This window comes from Azospirillum largimobile (assembly GCF_977007025.2).
In genome coordinates this window covers 135,115-156,238 of the sequence record NZ_CDRMUA020000005.1, presented here as the reverse complement: position 1 = coordinate 156,238, position 21,124 = coordinate 135,115, and the positions used below count along the sequence as shown (strand labels likewise).

General features: G+C 68.3%; 16 protein-coding genes. 7 read left to right on the top strand and 9 right to left on the bottom strand.

What is annotated here, in order from left to right; translation table 11 throughout:
- Nucleotides 1-37 precede the first annotated feature (37 nt).
- Nucleotides 38-2,650 (top strand): DNA translocase FtsK, encoded by a 2,613-nt coding sequence (locus ACWPKK_RS25410; protein ID WP_452009960.1) that lies wholly within the window; start codon nt 38-40, stop codon nt 2,648-2,650.
- A 302-nt stretch (nt 2,651-2,952) separates the two neighbouring features.
- Here the strand turns inward: ACWPKK_RS25410 and znuB are convergent, their stop codons facing one another.
- Nucleotides 2,953-3,738, bottom strand: a complete 786-nt coding sequence (gene znuB, locus ACWPKK_RS25405) for a zinc ABC transporter permease subunit ZnuB (protein ID WP_324865064.1) — start codon at nt 3,736-3,738, stop codon at nt 2,953-2,955.
- Complete coding sequence (gene znuC / locus ACWPKK_RS25400) at nt 3,731-4,531, bottom strand: zinc ABC transporter ATP-binding protein ZnuC (protein WP_452009957.1); 801 nt, start codon at nt 4,529-4,531, stop codon at nt 3,731-3,733. The genes znuB and znuC overlap by 8 nt, the downstream gene beginning before the upstream one ends.
- An 89-nt stretch (nt 4,532-4,620) precedes the next feature.
- Here znuC and znuA point away from each other — a divergent pair, with 89 nt between their 5' ends.
- Nucleotides 4,621-5,586, top strand: a complete 966-nt coding sequence (gene znuA, locus ACWPKK_RS25395; RefSeq protein WP_452009955.1) for a zinc ABC transporter substrate-binding protein ZnuA — start codon at nt 4,621-4,623, stop codon at nt 5,584-5,586.
- 76 nt (nt 5,587-5,662) lie between these two features.
- The gene (gene dapB / locus ACWPKK_RS25390; protein ID WP_452009953.1) at nt 5,663-6,460 is read left to right on the top strand and encodes a 4-hydroxy-tetrahydrodipicolinate reductase; all 798 of its coding nucleotides are present in this window, start codon (nt 5,663-5,665) and stop codon (nt 6,458-6,460) included.
- An 18-nt stretch (nt 6,461-6,478) separates the two neighbouring features.
- Here the strand turns inward: dapB and ACWPKK_RS25385 are convergent, their stop codons facing one another.
- The 5 genes from ACWPKK_RS25385 to ACWPKK_RS25365 all read right to left on the bottom strand — a co-directional run bounded on the left by ACWPKK_RS25385 (nt 6,479) and on the right by ACWPKK_RS25365 (nt 13,546).
- On the bottom strand, nt 6,479-8,053 hold the full coding sequence (locus ACWPKK_RS25385; protein ID WP_452009951.1) for an HD domain-containing phosphohydrolase: 1,575 nt from the start codon (nt 8,051-8,053) through the stop codon (nt 6,479-6,481).
- A gap of 164 nt (nt 8,054-8,217) precedes the next feature.
- A complete protein-coding gene (locus ACWPKK_RS25380; RefSeq protein WP_452009949.1) occupies nt 8,218-8,844 on the bottom strand; it encodes a LysE family translocator in 627 nt (208 codons plus the stop codon).
- A 79-nt stretch (nt 8,845-8,923) separates the two neighbouring features.
- Nucleotides 8,924-10,705 carry a glycoside hydrolase family 17 protein gene (locus ACWPKK_RS25375; RefSeq protein ID WP_452009947.1) on the bottom strand — a complete coding sequence of 594 codons (1,782 nt, stop codon included), beginning with the start codon at nt 10,703-10,705 and terminating at the stop codon, nt 8,924-8,926.
- A 361-nt stretch (nt 10,706-11,066) separates the two neighbouring features.
- The gene (locus ACWPKK_RS25370) at nt 11,067-11,840 is read right to left on the bottom strand and encodes a ferredoxin--NADP reductase (RefSeq protein ID WP_109443955.1); all 774 of its coding nucleotides are present in this window, start codon (nt 11,838-11,840) and stop codon (nt 11,067-11,069) included.
- A 263-nt stretch (nt 11,841-12,103) separates the two neighbouring features.
- Nucleotides 12,104-13,546: a helix-turn-helix domain-containing protein gene (locus ACWPKK_RS25365; protein ID WP_452010757.1), complete on the bottom strand. Its 1,443-nt coding sequence runs from the start codon at nt 13,544-13,546 to the stop codon at nt 12,104-12,106.
- Between the two features lie 314 nt (nt 13,547-13,860).
- Between ACWPKK_RS25365 and aceA the strand changes: the two genes are divergently transcribed.
- From aceA to ACWPKK_RS25350, 3 genes are all read left to right on the top strand, one after another.
- Nucleotides 13,861-15,138 carry an isocitrate lyase gene (gene aceA / locus ACWPKK_RS25360; protein WP_194912519.1) on the top strand — a complete coding sequence of 426 codons (1,278 nt, stop codon included), beginning with the start codon at nt 13,861-13,863 and terminating at the stop codon, nt 15,136-15,138.
- Between the two features lie 583 nt (nt 15,139-15,721).
- Nucleotides 15,722-16,285 (top strand): DJ-1/PfpI family protein, encoded by a 564-nt coding sequence (locus ACWPKK_RS25355; RefSeq protein ID WP_042697580.1) that lies wholly within the window; start codon nt 15,722-15,724, stop codon nt 16,283-16,285.
- A 237-nt stretch (nt 16,286-16,522) separates the two neighbouring features.
- Nucleotides 16,523-18,220, top strand: coding sequence for a methyl-accepting chemotaxis protein (locus ACWPKK_RS25350; RefSeq protein ID WP_452009944.1), 1,698 nt, complete (start codon nt 16,523-16,525; stop codon nt 18,218-18,220).
- A gap of 140 nt (nt 18,221-18,360) precedes the next feature.
- On the opposite strand, the gene ACWPKK_RS25345 is transcribed toward ACWPKK_RS25350, so the two are convergent.
- Together ACWPKK_RS25345 and ACWPKK_RS25340 are read right to left on the bottom strand one after the other, a co-directional pair.
- On the bottom strand, nt 18,361-19,257 hold the full coding sequence (locus ACWPKK_RS25345; RefSeq protein ID WP_452009942.1) for a prephenate/arogenate dehydrogenase family protein: 897 nt from the start codon (nt 19,255-19,257) through the stop codon (nt 18,361-18,363).
- A 112-nt stretch (nt 19,258-19,369) separates the two neighbouring features.
- Nucleotides 19,370-20,281 (bottom strand): hydrogen peroxide-inducible genes activator, encoded by a 912-nt coding sequence (locus tag ACWPKK_RS25340; protein WP_452009940.1) that lies wholly within the window; start codon nt 20,279-20,281, stop codon nt 19,370-19,372.
- Nucleotides 20,282-20,517: 236 nt separating this feature from the next.
- Between ACWPKK_RS25340 and ahpC the strand changes: the two genes are divergently transcribed.
- Nucleotides 20,518-21,081 (top strand): alkyl hydroperoxide reductase subunit C, encoded by a 564-nt coding sequence (ahpC, locus tag ACWPKK_RS25335; RefSeq protein ID WP_012977724.1) that lies wholly within the window; start codon nt 20,518-20,520, stop codon nt 21,079-21,081.
- The last annotated feature ends 43 nt before the right edge of the window (nt 21,082-21,124 follow it).

Below are 21,124 nucleotides of genomic sequence, written 5' to 3'. Positions count from 1 at the left end.
CGTCTTTTCGGTTTCTACAGCACGAGGTTTCCGCCCCATGGCCCGACCCGCCGGCCCCACCTCCGCGCGCCCCCGGCCCAGCCTGGGACGGACCGCCCCCAGCCCGCGCAAGGGGTCGCCCCGCGACGGCGGCAAGGAGTTGGGCGCCAAGGATCCGGGGAAGGACCGCCTGCGTGCCGGCCGCAGCCGGCAGGAAAAGCCGCCCTTCTTCTCCCCGGCCATGCGCGCCTTCGTCGTCGCCCGCGCGCGCGAGGCGATGGGCTTCGTGCTGGGGCTGTTCGGGCTGCTGCTGATGGTGCTGCTGGGCAGCTACGACCCGCGCGACGCTTCGCTGAACTCGGTTCCCGCCACGGCGGGGGACACCCACAACCTGTTCGGCCCCCCCGGCGCCTATGTCGCCGACCTTCTGATCCAGTCGCTGGGCTGGGCCGCCTTCGTCATCGCGCTGGTGCCGATGTTCTGGGGCTGGCGGCTCGGCGCCCAGCGCAAGCTGGGGAACCCGCTGTTCCGCACCGTGCTGGCCCTGTGGGGGGTGATCCTGGTGTCGATGGCGCTGGCCGGCCTGACCCACGCCTCCAGCGATCCGCTCGCCCCGCTGCCCGGTGGCAGCATCGGCCAGATCCTGCTGCGCGGCGTCGGCAACCTGTTCGGGGCCGAGCCGATGGTGGCGACCGTCGCCGCGGTCGGCGGCGGGCTGGTGCTGTTCCTGGCGGCCGGCCTGACGATCGGCGAATGGATCGCCAGCTTCCGCGCGCTTGGCCGCGGCACGGTGAACGGCGTTCATCTGATCCGCCACGGCGCCCGCAACAGCGTCGACGCGCTGCGCCGCCATGGCCGCAACGCGGCGCAGGCCGCGGTGCAGACCGCCTCTATCGCCGTGGACGACGCCTTGCGCGGCGATGAGGCTTCCAAGCGCAAAGGCCCCCGCTTCGACGATGCCGTGCGCGTCGATCCGCTTCCCCCCGCCGGCCTGGACGCCGGGCCGGTGCCGCTGCCGGCCACGCCGTCCGCCGCCGACAAGCCGCTGCGCCCGGTCCCCATCGTCACCCCACCGAAAACCACCGCGCCGGAGAGCAGGGGCGACAAGGCCGGCACCTTCCAGCACCGCCTGCCGCTGGGCGAGGAAGACGGGCCGCCGGGCTACGAGCTGCCGCCGCTCGACCTGCTGCAGGTGCCGCCCACCGGCATCCGCGGCGAACAGCTGGACGAGGCGGCGCTTCAGCGCAACGCCGGCCAGTTGGAAGGCGTGCTGGGCGATTTCGGCGTGCGCGGCGAGATCCAGAAGGTCCATCCTGGCCCGGTCGTCACCCTGTACGAGCTGGAACCGGCTCCCGGCACCAAATCGTCCCGCGTCATCGGCCTTGCCGACGACATCGCCCGTTCCATGAGCGCCGTGTCGGTGCGTGTCGCCGTGGTGCCCGGCCGCAACGTCATCGGCGTCGAGCTGCCGAACGCCAAGCGCGAGACCGTGCTGCTGCGCGAGTTGATGGCGGCGGAAGGCTTCGACAAGCATGGCGGCAAGCTGGCGCTGGCGCTCGGCAAGGACATCGGCGGCCAGCCGGTGGTCGCCGACCTCGCCCGCTTCCCCCACCTGCTGGTCGCCGGCACCACCGGCTCGGGCAAGTCGGTGGCGATCAACACGATGATCCTGTCGCTGCTCTACCGGCTGCCGCCGGAGCGTTGCCGCTTCATCATGATCGACCCCAAGATGCTGGAGCTGTCGGTCTATGAGGGCATCCCCCATCTGCTGACGCCCGTCGTCACCGACCCCAAGAAGGCGGTGGTCGCCCTGAAATGGACGGTGCGGGAGATGGAGGACCGCTACCGCAACATGTCCAAGCTGGGCGTGCGCAACATCGAGGGCTACAACGCCCGCCTGCGCGAGGCGCGCGAGGGCGGCGAGTCGCTGACCCGCCGCGTCCAGACCGGCTTCGACCCCGACACCGGCAAGCCGCTGTTCGAGGAACAGCCGCTCGACCTCACCGAACTGCCCTACATCGTGGTCATCGTCGACGAAATGGCCGACCTGATGCTGGTCGCCGGCAAGGACATCGAGGCGGCAATCCAGCGTCTGGCCCAGATGGCGCGCGCTGCCGGCATCCATCTCATCATGGCGACGCAGCGCCCGTCGGTGGACGTCATCACCGGCACCATCAAGGCCAATTTCCCGACCCGCATCAGCTTCCAGGTCACCAGCAAGATCGACAGCCGCACCATCCTGGGCGAACAGGGCGCCGAACAGCTGCTGGGCCAGGGCGACATGCTCTACATGGCCGGCGGCGGTCGCATCACCCGCGTCCACGGCCCCTTCGTCTCCGACCACGAGGTCGAGCAGATCGTCAGGTTCCTCAAGGCGCAGGGCGAGCCGAATTATGTCGACGCCATCCTGGAGGACGAGGAGGGCGAGGAGTCCTTCGATGACGGCAGCCTGCCCGGCACCGGCGGCGGGTCGGGCGACGACCTCTACGACAAGGCGGTGGCGGTGGTCTGCCGCGAGCGCAAGGCGTCGACCAGCTTCATCCAGCGCCAGCTGCGCATCGGCTACAACTCCGCCGCCCGCCTGATCGAGCGGATGGAGACCGAAGGGGTGGTCAGCAAGCCCAACCACTCCGGCAAACGCGAAGTGCTGGCGCGCAACATCGACGAATGAGTGTTTTTGGGCACCCCGTTGACAGCGGGCGGGTGCAACACCAATATCGGGGGTAGGCAGGCCGAGGACTGGTACTCCCCGGCCCGCCCGCCCGATCTTAGTGCATCAGAAGGTCAAGCAGCCGCTTGACGATCTCCAGCACCAGGATCAGGAGAGTGAGGAAGCGTTCCATCCTCAAGCCCTCCGTTCGTGCGGCGGCGATGGCGGCCCTTCCGCCATCGCGTCCGCCCGCGGACTATGGCGCAGGCGGGCACGTCCGCAAACGGGAAACTCACGCAGTCGTATTCTTTCCCCGATTGCGGTCAGCGCCGCAACGGCACCAGCGATCCCAGCAGGAACAGGGCGGCGGCGGCGACAACCACGCTTGGGCCACCCGGCAAATCCCAGTTCAGCGACGCCAGCAGTCCGGCGACCACCGCCAGGACGCCCAGGACCGATGCCAGCGCCGCCATGCCTTCCGGCGTGCGGGCGAAGCGGCGGGCGGCGGCTGCCGGGATGATCAGCAGCGAGGTGATCAGCAAGATGCCGACGATCTTCATGGCGATGGCGATCACCAGCGCGATCAGCAGCATGAAGGCCAACCGCAGTGCGTCGACCGGCATGCCCTCCACCCGCGCCAGATCCTCGTCCACCGTCACCGCCAGCAGCCGGCGCCACAGCAGCGCCAGCCCGGTCAGCGCCACCGCGCCGCCGCCATAGATCGCCATCAGGTCGCCGTCGGTCACCGACAGGATGTCGCCGAACAGATAGGCCATCAGGTCGACGCGCAGCGTCTCCAGGAAGGCCAAAGCCACCAGCCCCAGCGACAGCGAGCCATGCGACAGGATGCCCAGAAGCGTGTCCGCCGCAAGGTTGCGCCGCCGCTGCAAGGCCACCAGCGCCAGCGCCAGCGCCACGCAAACCGCCATCACGCCGACCATCGGGTTGACGCCCAGCAGGAAGCCCAGCGTCACGCCCAGCAGAGCCGAATGGGCCAGCGTGTCGCCGAAATAGGCCATGCGCCGCCACACCACGAAGGATCCCAGCGGCCCCGCCAGCAGGGCGATGCCGCCGCCGGCGATCAGGGCGCGGATCACGAAATCATCCATGGCAGCAGCCCCCGTCATGATCGGGCACGACCTTGCCGTCCTCGGCATGGGCGTGGTCGTGATGATGGACATAGACGGCGAGGTCGCCGGCATGGCCGCCGAACAGCGCATGATATTCCGGATGCCGGCTGACATCCTCCGGCCGTCCGGAACAGCAGACATGGCCGTTCAGGCACACCACCCGGTCGGTGCGCGCCATCACCGTGTGCAGGTCGTGGCTGACCAGCAGCACGCCGCAGCCGCGCCGCTGCCGCACCTGGGCGATGCGGTGGAACAGCTCCGCCTGCCCATGGACGTCCACCGCCTGGTCCGGCTCGTCCAGTACCAGCAGGTCCGGGTCGCCCAACAGGGCGCGGGCCAGCAGGACCCGCTGCATCTCGCCGCCGGAAATGGTCTGCACCGCCGAGTCGGCCAGCCGCGCCACCCCGGCCTCCTCCAGCGCCGCTTCCACCCGGTCGGCGGTCACCGGCCGCCAGAGCTTCAGGAACCGGCGCACGGTCAGCGGCAGCGTCTGATCCACCGACAGCTTCTGCGGCATGTAGCCGATGCGCAGGTTCGGGCGCCGCAGCACCCGTCCGCCGTCGGGCGCCACCAGCCCCAGCACGGCGCGCACCAACGTCGTCTTGCCGGCGCCGTTGGGGCCGATCAGCGTCACCACCTCCCCCGGCTGGACGGCGACGTTGACGCGGTCCAGTACGGTGCGGCGGCCGAAGCGGACGGTCAGATCCTCGGTCCAGGCGAGCGGGCCGGCGAAGAGCGCGGAGGTATCGCGGCTTGGGTGGGGTGTTGACATGTTATGTTATAACGTGACACCAAAGTGAACGTCGCTTCCCTATGCGCTGAAACCAGCAGCCTGTCCAGCAAGTCGAGAGGATCCCTCCCATGCGCCGATTCGCGCTGTTCACCACCCTGACCGCAGCCCTGACCGCAGCCGCCGCGTTGCCGGCCCATGCCGAGGTGCCGAAGGTGGTGGTGTCGATCAAGCCGATCCACTCCCTGGTCGCGTCGGTCATGCACGGGGTGGGCGAGCCGACGCTGCTGGTGCGCGGCGGCGCATCGCCGCACAGCTACACGATGAAGCCGTCCGACGCGAAGGCGCTGTCGGCCGCCGATCTGGTGGTCTGGGTCGGACCGGAGCTTGAGAGCTTCCTGGAAAAGCCGCTGAAGGCCAATGCGCCCAAGGCGACGCGGCTGACGCTGATGGACCTGAAGGGCCTGACCCTGCTGGAAACCCGCGAGGGCGGTGCCTGGGAGGCGCATGATCATGGCCACAAGGGAGGTCATGATCATAAACACGACCATAAGGGCCACGATCATGCCGAAGAGCACGAGGAACTGAACAGCCACATCTGGCTCGATCCCGCCAATGCCCGCGCCATCGTGACCGCTACGGCGGAGGCGCTTGCAACCAAGGACCCCGCCGGCGCCGAGACCTATCGCACCAACGCCGACCGCACGCTGCAGCAGCTCGACGCGCTGGACGCGGAGCTGAAGGCCGCGCTGGCGCCGATGAAGGACAAGCCCTTCGTCGTCTTCCATGACGCCTACCAGTATTTCGAGGCACGCTACGACCTGTCGGCGGTCGGCTCCATCACCGTCAGCCCGGACCGCCGCCCGTCCGCCAAGCGGCTGTCGGCGATCCGCGCCAAGATCGGCGGGCTGGGTGCGGCCTGCGTCTTCGCCGAACCGCAGTTCGAACCCGCGCTGGTCCAGACGGTGGTGGAGGGCACCAAGGCCAGGACCGGCGTGCTCGACCCCGAAGGTGCCGAATTGCCGGAGGGCGAGGCGCTCTACCCCACCCTGCTGCGCAACCTCGCCGCATCGCTGCGCGGTTGCCTTGGCGCTTAAGCCCAGGCCGGGCCTGTGCTAAACCGCTGAGAGGGCGGAAAAGTCCGACCGGAACGCTGAACAGGGGATGGGCGTCATGAAGATCGGTGTCGTCGGGTGCGCGGGGCGCATGGGGCAGATGCTGGTGCGCGAGATCGCGGCGACCGCGGGCTGCACGCTGGCCGGCGGAACCGAGCGGGTGGGCGGCCCGGCGCTGGGCAAGGACCTGGGCGTGCTGGCCGGGCTCGACCCGCTGGGCGTGACCGCCATCGACGACCCGGTCACCCTGTTCGCGGAGGCCGATGCGGTGATCGACTTCACCAGCCCGGAGTCGACGGAGCGTCACGCCGCCCTGGCCGCCCAGTCCGAAACCGTGCTGGTCGTCGGCACCACGGGCCTGAACCCGTCGCAGCAGGCGGCCATCGCCACCGCGGCCACCCACACGGCGATCATCCAGTCGCCGAACATGTCGCTGGGCGTCAACCTGCTGCTGGCGCTGGTGGAGCAGGTCGCCCACACGCTGGACGACGACTTCGACATCGACATCCTGGAGATGCACCACCGCCGCAAGGTGGACGCGCCGTCGGGCACCGCGCTGGGCCTCGGCCATGCCGCGGCGGCCGGGCGCGGGGTCAAGCTGGAGGATGTCTGGCAGAAGGTCCGCGACGGCCACACCGGCGCCCGTCCGCGCGGCGAGATCGGCTTCGCCACGCTGCGCGGCGGCGACGTGATCGGCGACCACACCGTGATCTTCGCCAGCGAGGGTGAGCGGATCGAGCTGACCCACAAGGCCTCCGGCCGCCAAATCTACGCCAGGGGCGCCGTCCGCGCCGCCCTGTGGGCGCAGGACAAGACGCCGGGCCTCTACAACATGCGGAACGTGCTGGGTCTCTGACCCTCCGCAGGGGGGCGGCTACACCCCCGCCCCTTCCCGCGTCAGCACCGCCAGGAAGGCGTCGACGACGCGCGGGTCGAAATGGCGGCCCGATTCGGCACGCAGCAGATCCAGCACCTCGGCGATGTCCCACGCCTTCTTGTAGGGGCGGCGGTGCAGCAACGCATCGAAGACGTCGGCGACGGCGACGATGCGGCCGGAGAGCGGAATGGCGTCGCCCGCCAGCCCATGCGGATAGCCGCTGCCGTCGAATTTCTCGTGGTGGCTCTCGGCGATCTCCGCCCCCATCGACAGGTAGCCGCGCCGGTCGCCGCCGCAGGCGTCGCGCAGGATGCTGCCGCCGATGGAGGCGTGGTCGCGCATGACGGCCATCTCCGCCTCGTCCAGCCGGCCGGGCTTGCGCAGGATGGCATCCGGGATGCCGACCTTGCCCACGTCGTGCAGCACGCTGGCCAGCCCGATGGTGTCGCAGAACCAGTCGTCCAGCTCTTGCGGAAAGTCGCCGCGGGCGTGCAGTTCGCGCGCGATCGCCGTGGCCCAGCGGCCCAGCCGCTTCACATGGTCGCCGGTGACCTCGTCCTTGTACTCCGCCAGCTTGCCGAGCGCATGGACGGTGGCGACCTGCGCCTCGTTCAGCCGCTCGTAGAGCCGCAGATTGTCCAACCCGACCGCCGCCTTGGTGCAAAGCAGTTCCAGCAGCGGCCGGTCGCCCTCCGCAAACGGCCCGCCGAGCAGGCAGAGAGCCAGCGGCGCCGAATCACGGCCGCGCAGGACGGCCACGCCGTGCCGCGCGCCCCATCGCACCTGCCCATCGCCCGGTGCGGCGGCCAGCGCGGCGGCGATGTCGGCCACGGCCTCCGCCGGCGGATCGGCCGGCAACCCGGCTTCGGCGAGGATCGTCACGCCTCCGTCCTCCCCGGCCCCGCACAGCAGGGCGGTGGTGGCGTTAGTCACCAGGGCGGACGCCCGTCCCACCAAACCGGCCAGGAACTGGGACCGCGACCTCAGGCCGGCCAGATGGACGGCCGCCTCCATCACCCGCTCCAATCCCTGCCGGCCGCGTTCGATGGCGGCGATATGCTGGTAGGAGCGCAGGGCCGCGACGGTGGCGGTGTAGAGCTTCTGCGCCGTCAGCTCGCTCTTGGCCTTGTAGTCGTTGATGTCATAGGCCGCGATCACCTGCCGCTCCGGCGCCTGCCCCGGCTGGCCGGTGCGCAGGATGATGCGGATTTGCCGGTTGCCCATCTCCTCGCGGATGTGGCGGACCAGCTTCAGCCCGGCATCGTCGGTCTCCATCACCACGTCCAGCAGGATGGCGGCAATCCCCGGATTCTCGGCCAGCAGCGACCGCGCCTGCCGCGCGGTGTAGGCGGACAGGAAGCGGACCGGCCGCTCCTCGAACGTCATTTCGCCGAGGACGACGCGGGTGATGGCATGGACCTCGTGGTCGTCGTCGACGATCAGGATCTGCCAGGGCGGGTTCTGCCGAACGCCGGCCGCATCGACGGTCTCGGCGGCGAACTCCAACACATCCCCGGCGGACTCCCGCCGGGCCTCTTCCGCCATTTCGCCCCTGTTGCAGCCGTCGGCCATCACCGCCCCCGCGGATCGATTCGCTTCCGCCGGCTCCTTGAAAGTTACCGGCGCGTGCATCCCCCTGGTTGTCGACAATTTTCAGTGAAGTTATCTTGCTTTGTCAATAAATCGCCGGGTGCGTGCGTGTGTCGCGCGTCGCATTTCCCCGGGCCGCGAGCGCGTCAGGCGGTCCGCTTCCAGGCGACGGTCAGCAGCCCGGCCCCCATCAGCAGCGACCCTCCGACCCGGTTGACCGTGCGCTGCACCGACGGCGTCCGCACCGCGCGCCGTGCCGCCGAGGCCAGCAGGGCGTAACCGGCGGCGTTCAGCGTCGCCAGCACCAGGAAGGTCGCCTCCATCACCACCATCTGCTCGGCCAGCGGCCGGCCGGGATCGAGGAACTGCGGCAGGAAGGCGACGAAAAAGACGATGCTCTTAGGATTCAGCGCGGTGACGGCATAGGTGTGCAGCATCATGCGCCAGGGGCGGACGGCCGAGTCGTCGGCCACCGTTTCGGCACCCCGGACCGGGGCCCGCCACAGCTTGATGCCCAGATAGACCAGATAGGCGGCGCCGGCCCATTTCAGCAGCGTGAACAGCGCCGCCGAGGTCGACAGCAGCACCCCCAGCCCCAGCATCGAGGCGGTCATCGCGGTGAAGTCGCCCAGCGCCACCCCCGCCACGGTCGCCATGGCCGACTTGCGCCCGTGGCCCAGCGCGTAGGAAACGACGATCAGCACCGTCGGACCGGGGATCATCAACATGACGGCGGATGCGGCGGCGAAGGCGAGCCAAAGGTCGGGGGACATCGAACGGGTCTCCGGTCAAGGCCAGGAATCCGTCCATCAATCCACAGTGCTACGGCCCGCGCAATGGGTCTCTGCGATCTCAGATCCGCCGCAGCGGACGCCTTGCACTCCACACCCCGGCCAGGAAGGGCAGCGCCAGCAGGACCTGCAAGGCCGCCCAGCCCAGCGCTTCCCAGTTTGGCAGGGTCCAATCGACCTCGTGCAGCGCCTCCATGAAGGGAAGCTGGCCGTAGATCAGCGATTCGAGCGGGACGAAGCCCTCGGCCACCACGGTCAGCAGGGCGCCCAGCAGCAGACCGAAGCCCAGCAGCGACTCCACCGGCATGCGGCGGACGGCGCCGAACAGGCCGCGCGGCTCGCCATCATCCACGGGGACCGCCGGGCGGAACAGGCTGGCGATGCCAAGCGCATCGCGCGTTTCCGTCCCCACCGGGCGGCGGGCGGCGCGGATCAGCCCCAATGCCGGCAGCGCCACCGCCGGGATCAGCAGATAGGGGTTGGGGAAGTCGCGATACCGGCCGTCATAGATGATGAGCAGCGACCAGACCAGCGCCGCGACGCCCAGCGCCACCGCGCTCCACCGCCCCACCCGCTCGGTGCGGGTCAAGGCCGGACGGGCGTGGCGCAGGCCGACCAGCGGCTCGCGCGCCAGACCGCCGCTTGCCAGCGCGCGGTGGGCGGTCAGCAGCACCGCCAGCACCAGGGCGGCGGCCAGCGCCAGCATGCCAACGGCCAAAGTGGTGTCCTGCCAGTAATGCTTGCCATGCGCCGCCACGAAGCCGGCGCGGACATAGAGGGTGGACAGCGCCTGGGCCAGCAGGATCAGCACCACCCAGCCGGTGCCCGGCACATGGCGGCGCAGCAGGGCCAGCCCGCCCAGCAGCACCAGCGCCAACCCGCTGGAGATCGCGAACAGACGCGGCCAGGCGACATTGCCGACCACCGGCCCGGCCAGCGAGAATTTCGGCGTGCGGTCGGCGTTGTAGAGGCCCCAATGGCCGCCGACGGTGCCCTCCAGCTTCGCCTTCCATTCCTGGTCGAAGGCCTCGATCACGTTGTAGTCGAAGCCCTCCTGCTCGGCCATGCGGACGAAGGCGTTGACGAATTTCGCCTTGTTGACCAGCCCCGGCACGGCGGCGCCGCGCGAGCGGCCTTCCGTTGGCCAGCCGGTCTCGCCGACCAGGATCGGCTTGCCGGGGAAGCGCTGGGCGATGGTGCGGTAGCTGTGGCGGATGCGCTCGGTCGCACCCTCCACACCGGCCGGCACGTCTTCCCAGTAGGGCAGCAGGTGGATGGTCAGGTAATCGACATGGTCCGCGATCTGCGGGTATTTCAGCCACCATTCCCAGACATCGGCATAGGACACCGGCTGCTTCACCGCCGCCTTGACCCGGTCGATGTAGCCGGTGACCTGCTCCGGCGTCAGTTCGCGCCGCAGCAGCACCTCGTTGCCGACGATGACGCGGGTGATGACGTCGGGATAGCGGTTGGCGAGGTCGATCAGCGAGGCGATCTCCGCCTCGTTCTTCTCGATCTTGGAGGACAGCCATGCCCCCATGGTGACCTGGATCCCGTGCCTGCGCGCCATCTCCGGCACCACCTGGAGCCCTTCCAGCGAGGTGTAGGTGCGGATGCCGGCCACCTGCGGCGCCAATGCCGCGAGGTCTTCCTCGATCTGGGCATTGGTCGGGAAGACCTGGGTCAGGGGGCTTTGGCCGTCGCGGAAGGGGGCGAAGGACACGCTGCGCAGCTTGCCCCCCGGCGGCGGATCGAGCGGCACCGGGCGGTTCGGCAGGGACCAGACGGCGAGATTCGCGAGGCCGGCGACGAGGATCGCGGCGAGGATGAGGATCAGGCGCATGGGCGGGATGTCTACACCAAAGGCTTGACGGTTTGAACGGGGACCGTCGCACCAACAGGCCGGACGGTGATTTTATTCACGGATGCGGACAGAAAATGGGCGCGCCCCCCAAAAGGAGGCGCGCCCAGTCGGTCAAGGATTGAGTGACGTGCCTTCGTCACGAATTGGTAAACGGACGGGAGGGGGAGTTTATTCCGCCGGGTGGTGTGATTTTGTGGGGACGTCAGACCCCCACCTATCCTCCCCCGCTGGGCGGGGGAGGGACTGCCGCCGCCTTTTCGAACAAGCGCTTAATCCCCTCCCCCGCCCAGCGGGGGAGGGTTAGGGTGGGGGACTAACGCGGCATAAAAGGCCCTTAATCTCACCGCTCGACGAACGCCTTCTCGATCACGAACCCGCCCGGCTCGCCGTTGGTGCCCATGACGAAGCCGCGCTTTTCCATCATCGCGGTGGTCTCGGCCAGCATCGCCGGGCTGCCGCAGATCATCACGCGGTCCTTCTCGGCGTCCAGTTCCGGCAGGCCAAGGTCGCTGTACAGCTTGCCGGTCTCCATCAGCGTGGTCAGGCGGCCCTGGTTGCGGAAGGGCTCGCGCGTCACGGTGGGGTAATACAGCAGCTTTTCCTTCACCTGCTCGCCGAAGAACTCGTTTTCCGGCAGGCTGTGGTGGATCAGGTCGTCATAGGCCAGCTCCGCCACGGTGCGGGTGCCGTGGGTCAGGATCACCCGGTCGAACTTCTCGTACATCTCCGGGTCCTTGATGATGCTGAGGAATGGCGCCAGGCCGGTGCCGGTGCTCAGCAGATACAGGTTCCGCCCGGGAAGCAGGTTGTCGGTGATCAGCGTGCCGGTCGCCTTGCGGTTCACCAGCAGCGTGTCGCCTTCCTTCAGGTGCTGCAGGCGCGAGGTCAGCGGGCCGTCCTGCACCTTGATGCTGAAGAACTCCAGCGTCTCCTCGTAATGCGCGCTGACGAGGCTGTAGGCGCGCAGCAGGGGCCGGCCTTCGACCTCCAGCCCGATCATGGTGAACTGCCCCGGCAGGAAGCGGAAGGACGGATCGCGCGTGGTGGTGAAGCTGAACAGCGTGTCGGTCCAGTGGTGAACGGTCAGCACGCGCTCTTTGATCAGATTGCTCATGGGGGCGTTCCAAAACCTGTCGAGGCAAAGCTCGGTTGGCGGTGTTCAAGCCGCACTGTTCAAACCATCATCCGGGACGCTGCATCAGGTGGCCGGTGCGCGATGACGCAAGCGGAGCTGCCGCGACGCAACGGCCGAAACCTATCAACAAACCCGGTCGAAGGCCACGGATTTATACCAGTCAAATGACGGGCTTTCCGGCAAACAACACAAACTGCGCCGTACAACATTGATCCCGGTCAATCGCCGTTTCATTCGGCACCCTATTCGGCGCTGGGCGGAGCGAACAGGTAGGGCGACAGGCCGCGCAGGTTCTCGTCCACGATAAGCCGATGATTCAGCGGCGGAAACGCCCGCTGCGAACAGTCCAAGCGCGGACAGAGCCGGCAGTTCACGCCGATCGGCGTCGCAGCACTGGTGTTGGACAGGTCGAACCCGTCCGCATAGGTGACCTGAGCCGCATGCTGGACATCGCAACCGAGAGCGACGGCGAATTGCTGCGGCGGGCTGCGGTGGCCGCCGCCGGCCTTCACCACCGTGCGCGCGATCGAGAAATAGGCGGTGCCGTCCGGCATCTCCGCCATCTGGCTGTGGATCTTGCCCGGCGTGCGGAAGGCGTCGTAGACGATCCAGCGCGGGCAGCCGCCGCCGAAGCGGGCGAAATGAAATCCGGCGCCGGAAAAGCGCTTGGACACGTTGCCGGCGCTGTCCACCCGCATGAAGAAGAAGGGCACGCCCTTGGCCCCCGAGCGGTGCAGGGTGGTCAGGCGATGGCAGACCTGCTCGAACGACGCGTCGAAGCGCCGCCGCAGGATCTCGATGTCGTAGCGGACCTGGGTCGCCGCCTCGTGGAAGCGGGCGTAGGGCATCAGCACCGCCGCGGCGAAATAGTTGGCCAGCCCGATGCGGGCCAGACGCCGCGCCTCGTCGCCCGACAGGTTGGCGGCGTCGACGATGCCGTTCAGCAGGTCGCGGTGGCGCAGCAGGGCGATCTGGCAGGCCAGTTGGAAGGTGCGGCCCGACGGCGCCAGCATTTCCGACAGCAGGATGCGCCGGCTGTGGCGGTCGAAACGGCGCACGGCATAGCCCATCACCTCCGACGGCAGCAGGCGGACGCGCACGCTGTGCTGGGTGTTCAGCCAGTCGACCAGCCCGCGATAGAGGTCGCCGCGTTCCAGCTTGCCGTCCTGCCACAGGCTTTCGGCCGCCGCCTCCAGGTCGGGGAAATGGTTGGAATGGGTCTGGAACAGGTCGCGCACCTCGTCCTGCGGGAAGCCGGCGCTCTGCACCAGATGCAGCTTCTCGCGGTCGGCTACCCGCTCCGCCAGCGCCTGCAGGTCGTCGCGCGCGCCGCGGAAGCCGCGATAGAGCGCCACCACCGCCTGCCCCAGCGTCGGCGCCACCGCCGCCAGTTCGCGGAAATCCTGGTTCTTGATGTCGGAGCCGTCGAACAGCGGATCGGCGAACACCTCGCGCAAGCCCGCCACCAGCCGGCTTTCCTCGTCCTCGGCGAAAGCCTGCAGATCGACGCCGAACTGGTGGCCCAGCTTCAGCAGCAGCGGCACCGTGACGGGGCGCTGGTTGTGCTCGATCAGGTTCAGATAGCTGGGGGAGATGCCCAGCTGCTCCGCCATCTGGGCCTGGGTCAGGCCGTGGTCGCGGCGCAGGCGGCGGACCTTCGGACCCAGCATCGCCTTCTTTTCCATGGTCGCCACGACAGGTCCTCCGGCTTTCTCTGACTTTACAAGATTTACGGATTTACAGGATTGTGAAAACGGCAGTTTACAAACGGACCTTTTTACAAACAAGGGCTTATTGCAACGCACTCGGGGGCGGTTTAACTCTTGATCCACGGCCGCGCTGTAAAGCGCAAGCGGCCCCGAAGACGGCAAGGTGCAGTCGATTACGGCGGGAGGAAACGCCGCTGCACATCAGCCGCAGGGACCGACAGAAGGCCCGCCCCGAGACCCCAGTTCCGCCCCGATCGACCGGGCGCACCGGACAACAAGGAACCTGACCCATGTCGCTCGATGAAAAGACCAAGGCCGCCATCCACGCCGCCCGTTACGAGGGCATCCGCCGCGACTACACCATGGACGACGTCAAGCGTCTGAGCGGCTCGGTCAAGATCGAGTACACGCTGGCCGAGCTGGGCGCGCGGCGCATGTGGGAACTGCTGAACACCGAGCCCTACATCAACACGCTGGGCGCGCTGACCGGCAACCAGGCGATGCAGGCGGTCAAGGCCGGCCTGAAGGCCATCTACCTGTCGGGCTGGCAGGTTGCCGGCGACGCCAACACGGCCGGCCAGATGTACCCGGACCAGAGCCTGTATCCGGTCAACTCGGTCCCGGCGGTGGTCGAGCGCATCAACAACGCCTTCAAGCGCGCCGACGAGATCCAGACCTCCGAGGGCAAGGGCGACACCTACTGGTTCGCGCCGATCATCGCGGACGCCGAGGCCGGCTTCGGCGGCCCGCTGAACGCCTTCGAGCTGATGAAGTCGATGATCAAGGCCGGTGCCGCCGGCGTGCACTGGGAAGACCAGCTGGCGTCGGAAAAGAAGTGCGGCCATCTCGGCGGCAAGGTTCTGATCCCGACGCAGCAGCACATCCGCACGCTGAACGCCGCCCGTCTGGCCGCCGACGTCTGCGGCACCTCGACCCTGGTGATCGCCCGCACCGACGCGGAGTCGGCGCAGCTCATCACCTCGGACATCGACGAGCGTGACCATCCCTTCATCGACTTCGACAGCGGCCGCACCACCGAAGGCTTCTTCCGCCTGAAGAAGGGCATGGGCGTCGATCACTGCATCGCCCGCGGCCTGTCCTACGCGCCGTATTCGGACCTGATGTGGTGGGAGACCTCCAAGCCGAACCTGGACGAGGCGCGCCGCTTCGCCGAGGCCGTGCACAAGCAGTTCCCGGGCAAGATGCTGGCCTACAACTGCTCGCCGTCCTTCAACTGGAAGGCCAACCTGGACGACGCCACCATCGCCAAGTACCAGCGCGAGCTGGGCGCCATGGGCTACAAGTTCCAGTTCGTCACGCTGGCCGGCTTCCACAGCCTGAACTACTCGGCCTTCACGCTCGCCAAGGGTTACGCCGAGCGCGGCATGGCCGCCTACTCCGAACTGCAGCAGGCCGAGTTCGCGGCCGAGAAGGACGGCTACACCGCCACCAAGCACCAGCGGGAAGTCGGCACCGGCTACTTCGACGCGGTCGCCACGGCGATCTCCGGCGGCACCTCCTCGACCACCGCGTACAAGGACTCCACCGAGGCTGACCAGTTCCATTGATCGCAGGTTCCGATCATCGGGATTGGTCCGTGATCCGGTGTGCGAGCCGGATCTTTTCGAACGGCTGATGCTTTGACTTGCCGACGGCCGGGGGCCTTCCCCCCGGCCGCTTTTTTGTGCCCGAACGGTTTTGAAGCCGTTCATTCGGGATAAGCCGTCGGCGAAGCCACGCCCCTATGGTATGGCAGACCTGCGCCGCATCAACCGGTGGTACGGCCCGGTTGGGCCGAAAGTCTTGAACGGGGCTGGAAAATACCGCCAAATCCCTTGGCGGAGCGCGGAACAGCAGGCCGGCAGCCTTGGGTGCGGCGCGGAATCCGTTGTTGACTTGGCACCGTATCGGGACCAATTAAGTCCGCATGCTGAAAACAAACCGATCCGGGACGTAAAGGTCCCACACGCCGGCACCCCGATCTCGGGCCACCGGCGGGCGGAACTGGCCGCCGCGCATCCCCTTGCGCGGCGATGACCGTTTCCCGACCGCCCCCCTGCTCCGGCAGGGCCCCGGCGGGTTCTCCCCTGGTCGACATGCCATCGGAGATGTCCGGCGTTCTTTGGTGAAACGATGAAAGGACAAGACAGTATGGATCAATCGCTCGCAGGAAAGTCCATCGCCATCCTCGTCTCCAACGGCTTTGAAGAAGCGGAGATGACCGAGCCGCAACGCGCCCTGATCAAGACCGGCGCGACGCTGCGTACCATCTCCACCGAGACGGGTCTGGTCAACGGCTGGCACGGCAAGTCCTGGGGCCATTACTTCCCGGTGGACAAGCATCTGAGCGAGGCGCTGGGCGCCGACTTCGACATGCTGCTGCTGCCGGGTGGTGAGCGCAGCGTGGCGAAGCTGCAGCAGTCGGCCCACACCCGCCGCATCGTCGGCCATTTCCTGGATGCCGGCAAGCCGATCGCCGCCATCGACCAGGGCATCCAGCTGCTCGCCATTCCCGGCAAGCTGCGCGGCCGTCTGCTGGCCGCCCCGGAAGCCTACCGCGCCGACCTGACCGCCGCCGGCGGCCGGATCAGCGACGAGGCTCTGGTCGTCGACGACATCACGGTCTCGGCGCTTGGCCAGGACCAGCTGAACGAGTTCGTCGAAGCGGTGGTGAAGCTGTTCACCGAGTTGGGTTCCGTTCGCAAGGCCGCCTGACCTCCATCCTCAGCCGGTCCCGAAACGGCCGCCGCACCAACCGGGTGCGGCGGCCGTTTCGTTTTGGCACCCTGAGCATCAGCGCCGTGATCATTTGCGTTCGCCTGCAATCTCCGACCAATTCGCTCACCTTCCGCGTTGATAATTTTAAACGTTCGGATTAGTAAGGTTGAGGGTCGAATAATTCCATCGGTTGAGGGTTTCTCTTGCCGATGCCTTGGCGGGGATGCAGGCAAAATGGCTAAAATTCGTGCATTCGGGCGCCTCACCATCCGCGCCAAGATCATCGTCGCCGTGCTGGGCACCGTGGTGATGGCTGGTGCCTTCGGCCTGTTCACGCTCAGCCGGCTGGAAATCCTAAACAATGCTGCGGAAACCATGCGCAGCCGCTCGCTGCCGGCGACCCAGTTGGCCGGTCAACTGACCTCCGCCGCGCAGAGTCATCGCATCGCCGAAGCCGCCTATGCGCTCGCCACCAACGAGATGCAGGTGAACCAGGCGGAAAAGGGCTGGGCCGACGCGGTGGCCGAGGTCACGGCCCGCCGGCAGGACGCCGGCACCCGCTTCACCGCCGGCGAAGGGGCGGCGCGGCTGGCAGCGTTCGACGAGGCCTGGACCGCCTATGCCGCCGCCGCCGACCGGGTGCGGGGCCAGGCCCGCGACGGCAACGCCCAATCCGCCGTCAGCGTCTTCAAGCGGCCCAGCGCCGTCGCCTTCGCCCGCGTGCAGGAGGCATTGGACGCGCTGGTCGACGGCACGATGGCCGATGCCGGTGCCGTCGCCGACCAGGGAGCGGAGGTCTACAACAACGCCCACGGCATGGTTCTGGGCGGGGTGACGCTCTGCACCCTGCTGGCGCTGGGCTTCGGCGTCGTGCTGGTGCGCGGCATCTCCCGCCCGATCCTCGACGTGGCGAGTTCGCTGGAACGGCTGGCCGCCCGCGACTTCTCCGCCAGTTTCGAGGATGGCCGCCACGACGAGATCGGCCGCATGGCGACCGCAGCCCGCGTCTTCCGCGACACCATGCTCGAAACCGAACGCCTCCAGCAGGAGCAGGAGCGGCTGAAGACCGTGGCCGCCGAGGAACGCCGCCGCGAACTGCGCACTCTCGCCGACGGCTTCGAGGCGACGGTGAAGCGGCTGGTCGAAGCGCTGTCGGCCTCCACCGCCGAAATGGCCGCCGCCTCCACCGCGATGGCGCAAGGTGCGGCCGAGACCGCGCGCCATTCCGACGCCGTGTCATCCGCCGCCGGCCGCGCCTCGGCCAATGTCGACAGCGTCGCCGCCGCCACCGCCGAGCTGTCGGCCAGCTTCGCCGGCATCGCCAGTCTGGTCGCCGATTCCGCCGGCATCGCCGCCGACGCCACCCGCGACGCCGAACGCAGCACCGCCGTGATGGGCAGCCTCGCCGAAGCGGCGGAGGAGATCGGCAAGGTCGTGGACATGATTTCCGGTATCGCCGGCCAGACCAACCTGCTGGCGCTGAACGCCACCATCGAAGCGGCCCGCGCCGGGGAGGCCGGCAAGGGCTTCGCCGTCGTCGCCAGCGAGGTCAAGCAGCTCGCCGGCCAGACCGCCAAGGCCACCGCCGAGATCCAGGCGCGCATCGCCGAGATCCAGACCGCGTCCGGCACCGCGGTCGACACCATCGGCGCCGTCACCCGCACCATCGCCCGCATCAACGAGATCGCCGCCGAGGTCGCCGCCGCGGTGGAGCAGCAGTCCGCCGCCGTTGGCGAGATCGCCGCCAACATCCAGGATGCCGCCGACGGCACCCGCACCGTCTCCGACAACATCGCCGCCGTCACCGCCGCCGCCGCATCCGCCGAACAGGCGAGCGGCGTGATGGTGCGCTCGGTGGATACGGTCACCGGCGATGCCGGACGGATGCGGCAGGAGGTGGACGGGTTCCTGGGGGCGCTGCGGGCGTCGTAAGAGTTAGACCCCCACCTATCCTCCCCCGCTGGGCGGGGGAGGGACTGCCGCCGCCTTTCCAAACAAGCACTTGTCCCCTCCCCTGCCCAGCGGGGGAGGGTCAGGGTGGGGGCAATCGAAGCCGACCCTCCATCCCCAAACTACGCCTGCTTGGCGTCGATGATCCCCCGACGCACCGCCCGCGTCTTCGTGAAGTGGTCCTGCAACTGCTCGCCCTCGCCCCAGCGGATGGAGCGCTGCAGCGCCGTCAAATCTTCCGTAAACCGCTGCAGGATCTCCAGAACCGCCTCGCGGTTGTTCAGGAAGATGTCGCGCCACATCACCGGATCGCTGGCGGCGATGCGGGTGAAGTCGCGGAAGCCGCCGGCGGAGAACTTGATGACCTCGGACTTGGTGTCCTCCTCCAGGTCGGACGCGGTGCCGACGATGGTGTAGGCGATCAAGTGCGGCAGGTGCGAGGTGATGGCCAGAACGCGGTCGTGGTGGCTGGCCTCCATGATCTCCACGGTGGAGCCGACGCGGCGCCACATCTCCGTCACCCGCGCCAGCGCATGGCGGTCGGCGCCGGTCGCCGGGGTCAGGATGCACCAGCGGCCCTGGAACAGCGTGGCGAAGCCGGCCTCGGGGCCGGAATGCTCGGTGCCCGCCACCGGATGGCCCGGGATCAGGTGGACGCCGTCGGGCAGATGCGGCCCGATGTCGCGCAGCGTCGCCTGCTTGACCGAACCCACGTCGGTGACGATGGTCCCGCGTTTAAGCAGCGGCCCGATGGCCTCGCCCACCGTGGCGAAGCTGCCGACCGGGGTCGCCAGAACCACCAGTTCCGCACCGGCCAGCGCCGCCGCCAGATCGGTGGTGGCCTCCGCCACGATGCCCAGTTCCAGCGCCTTGGCGCAGGCCTCCGGATTGCGGTCGGCGCAGACGACCTGCCGCGCGATCCCATACTCCGCCAGCGCCCGCGCCAGGGAGGAGCCGATCAGACCGATGCCGACGATGGCGACGCGGTCGAACAGGGGGGCGGTGTCGGTGGTGACCATGACGCGGGGTGTCCCGAAAGCGGATTGGAAGGCGGATTGAACGGGCGAGAAACCGTCCCGTTTAAACCACCTCGCATCCGTCGGACCAAGCGTTTCTTTGCGGCACGGCCGCTCAACCGTCGTTGCGCGTCATCTCCGCCCGCAGCGCTTCGGCCAGCCGCTGGAAGGTCTCCTTCCGGCCGGAGGTGCGGCGCCAGGCCAGCGCGATGCGGCGGCCGGGGCGGTCGCCGGCCAGCGGGCGCACCGCCAGATCCAGCCCGCGCAGGATGCCCGAATCGACAGCCATCTGCGGCAGCAGCGTCACCCCCAGCCCGTTCGCCACCATCTGCACCAGCGTGTGCAGGCTGGTGCCCTGGAAGGCGGTGTTGTGCGGCGTGCTGTCCAGCGCGCAGGCGGCCATGGCGTGGTCGCGCAGGCAGTGCCCGTCCTCCAGCAGCAGCAGATCCTCCGACGGAACCGCCACGGGCTGCGCCGGGTCGCTGCCGCTCAGCCGGTGGCCGGTGGGGCAGACGAAGGAGAAACGGTCCTCCGCGATGTCCTCCGTCTCCAGATCGCCCATCGGATAGGGCAAGGCCAGCAGGGCCGCGTCGAGCTTGCCGGCATTCAGCTGGCCGAGCAGGCGGGCCGTCTGATCCTCGCGCAGGTACAGGCGCAGGCGCGGGAAGGTTTCGCGCAGGGCCGGCATCACGCGGGGGATCAGGAAGGGGCCGATGGTCGGGATCACCCCCAGATGCAGGGCGCCCGACATCGGGTCGGCGGCGGACCGGGTGATGTCCACCAACTCCTCCGCCCCCTTCAGCAGTTGGCGGGCCCGTTCGGCGATCTCGCGGCCGAGCGGGGTCGGCAGAACCGAACGGCGCGTGCGCTCCACCAGCGTGGCGCCCAGCAGGTCTTCCAATTCCTGCAGGCCGGCGCTGAGCGTCGATTGGCTGACGAGGCAGGCCTCCGCCGCCTGCCCGAAATGGCAGCGGTCGACGACGGCGACGAGATAGCGGAGCTGGCGCAGGGTGGGGAGCGGCTTCATGCCGGGATATGTAATCGGATTTATCGATCAGTTCAATTGGTATTTTCTACTTCTCTTGATCACAGATTTCCCGTATTCCTCCTCGGGTCAACGGGACAACGGAACGACGCCTCGCCCCCGCCACCTGAAACAGCCCCCTTGTTCGACCCGGTGCGCCGCACTAAGTCGGGCATGTCACGGCCACCGGCCGGGGATCGAGGCGACAATCATTCATCGCACCCCATCGGAGAACACTAATGTCCTTGATCAACAGCGAGATTAAGCCCTTCAAGGCGACCGCGTACAAGAACGGCAAGTTCATCGACGTGACCGACGCCGACCTGAAGGGCAAGTGGTCGGTCGTGTTCTTCTATCCGGCCGACTTCACCTTCGTCTGCCCGACGGAGCTGGAAGATCTGGCCGACAACTACGCCGAATTCCAGAAGCTGGGCGTCGAGATCTACAGCGTCTCGACCGACACCCACTTCTGCCACAAGGCCTGGCACGACACCTCGCCGGCCATCGGCAAGATCGGCTACACCATGATCGGTGACCCGACGCTGGCCATCAGCCGCAACTTCGAGGTCCTGATCGAGGAAGTCGGCCTGGCCGACCGCGGCACCTTCGTCGTCGACCCGGACGGCAAGATCCAGATCGTCGAGATCACCGCTGGCGGCGTCGGCCGCGACGCCAAGGAGCTGCTGCGCAAGATCAAGGCCGTGCAGTACGTCGCCGCCCACCCGGGCGAGGTCTGCCCGGCCAAGTGGCAGGAAGGCGAGAAGACCCTCGCCCCGTCGCTCGACCTCGTCGGCAAGATCTAAGGGTCCTTCGGGAACCTTAAGGATCGGGGGCCGGTTCCGGCCG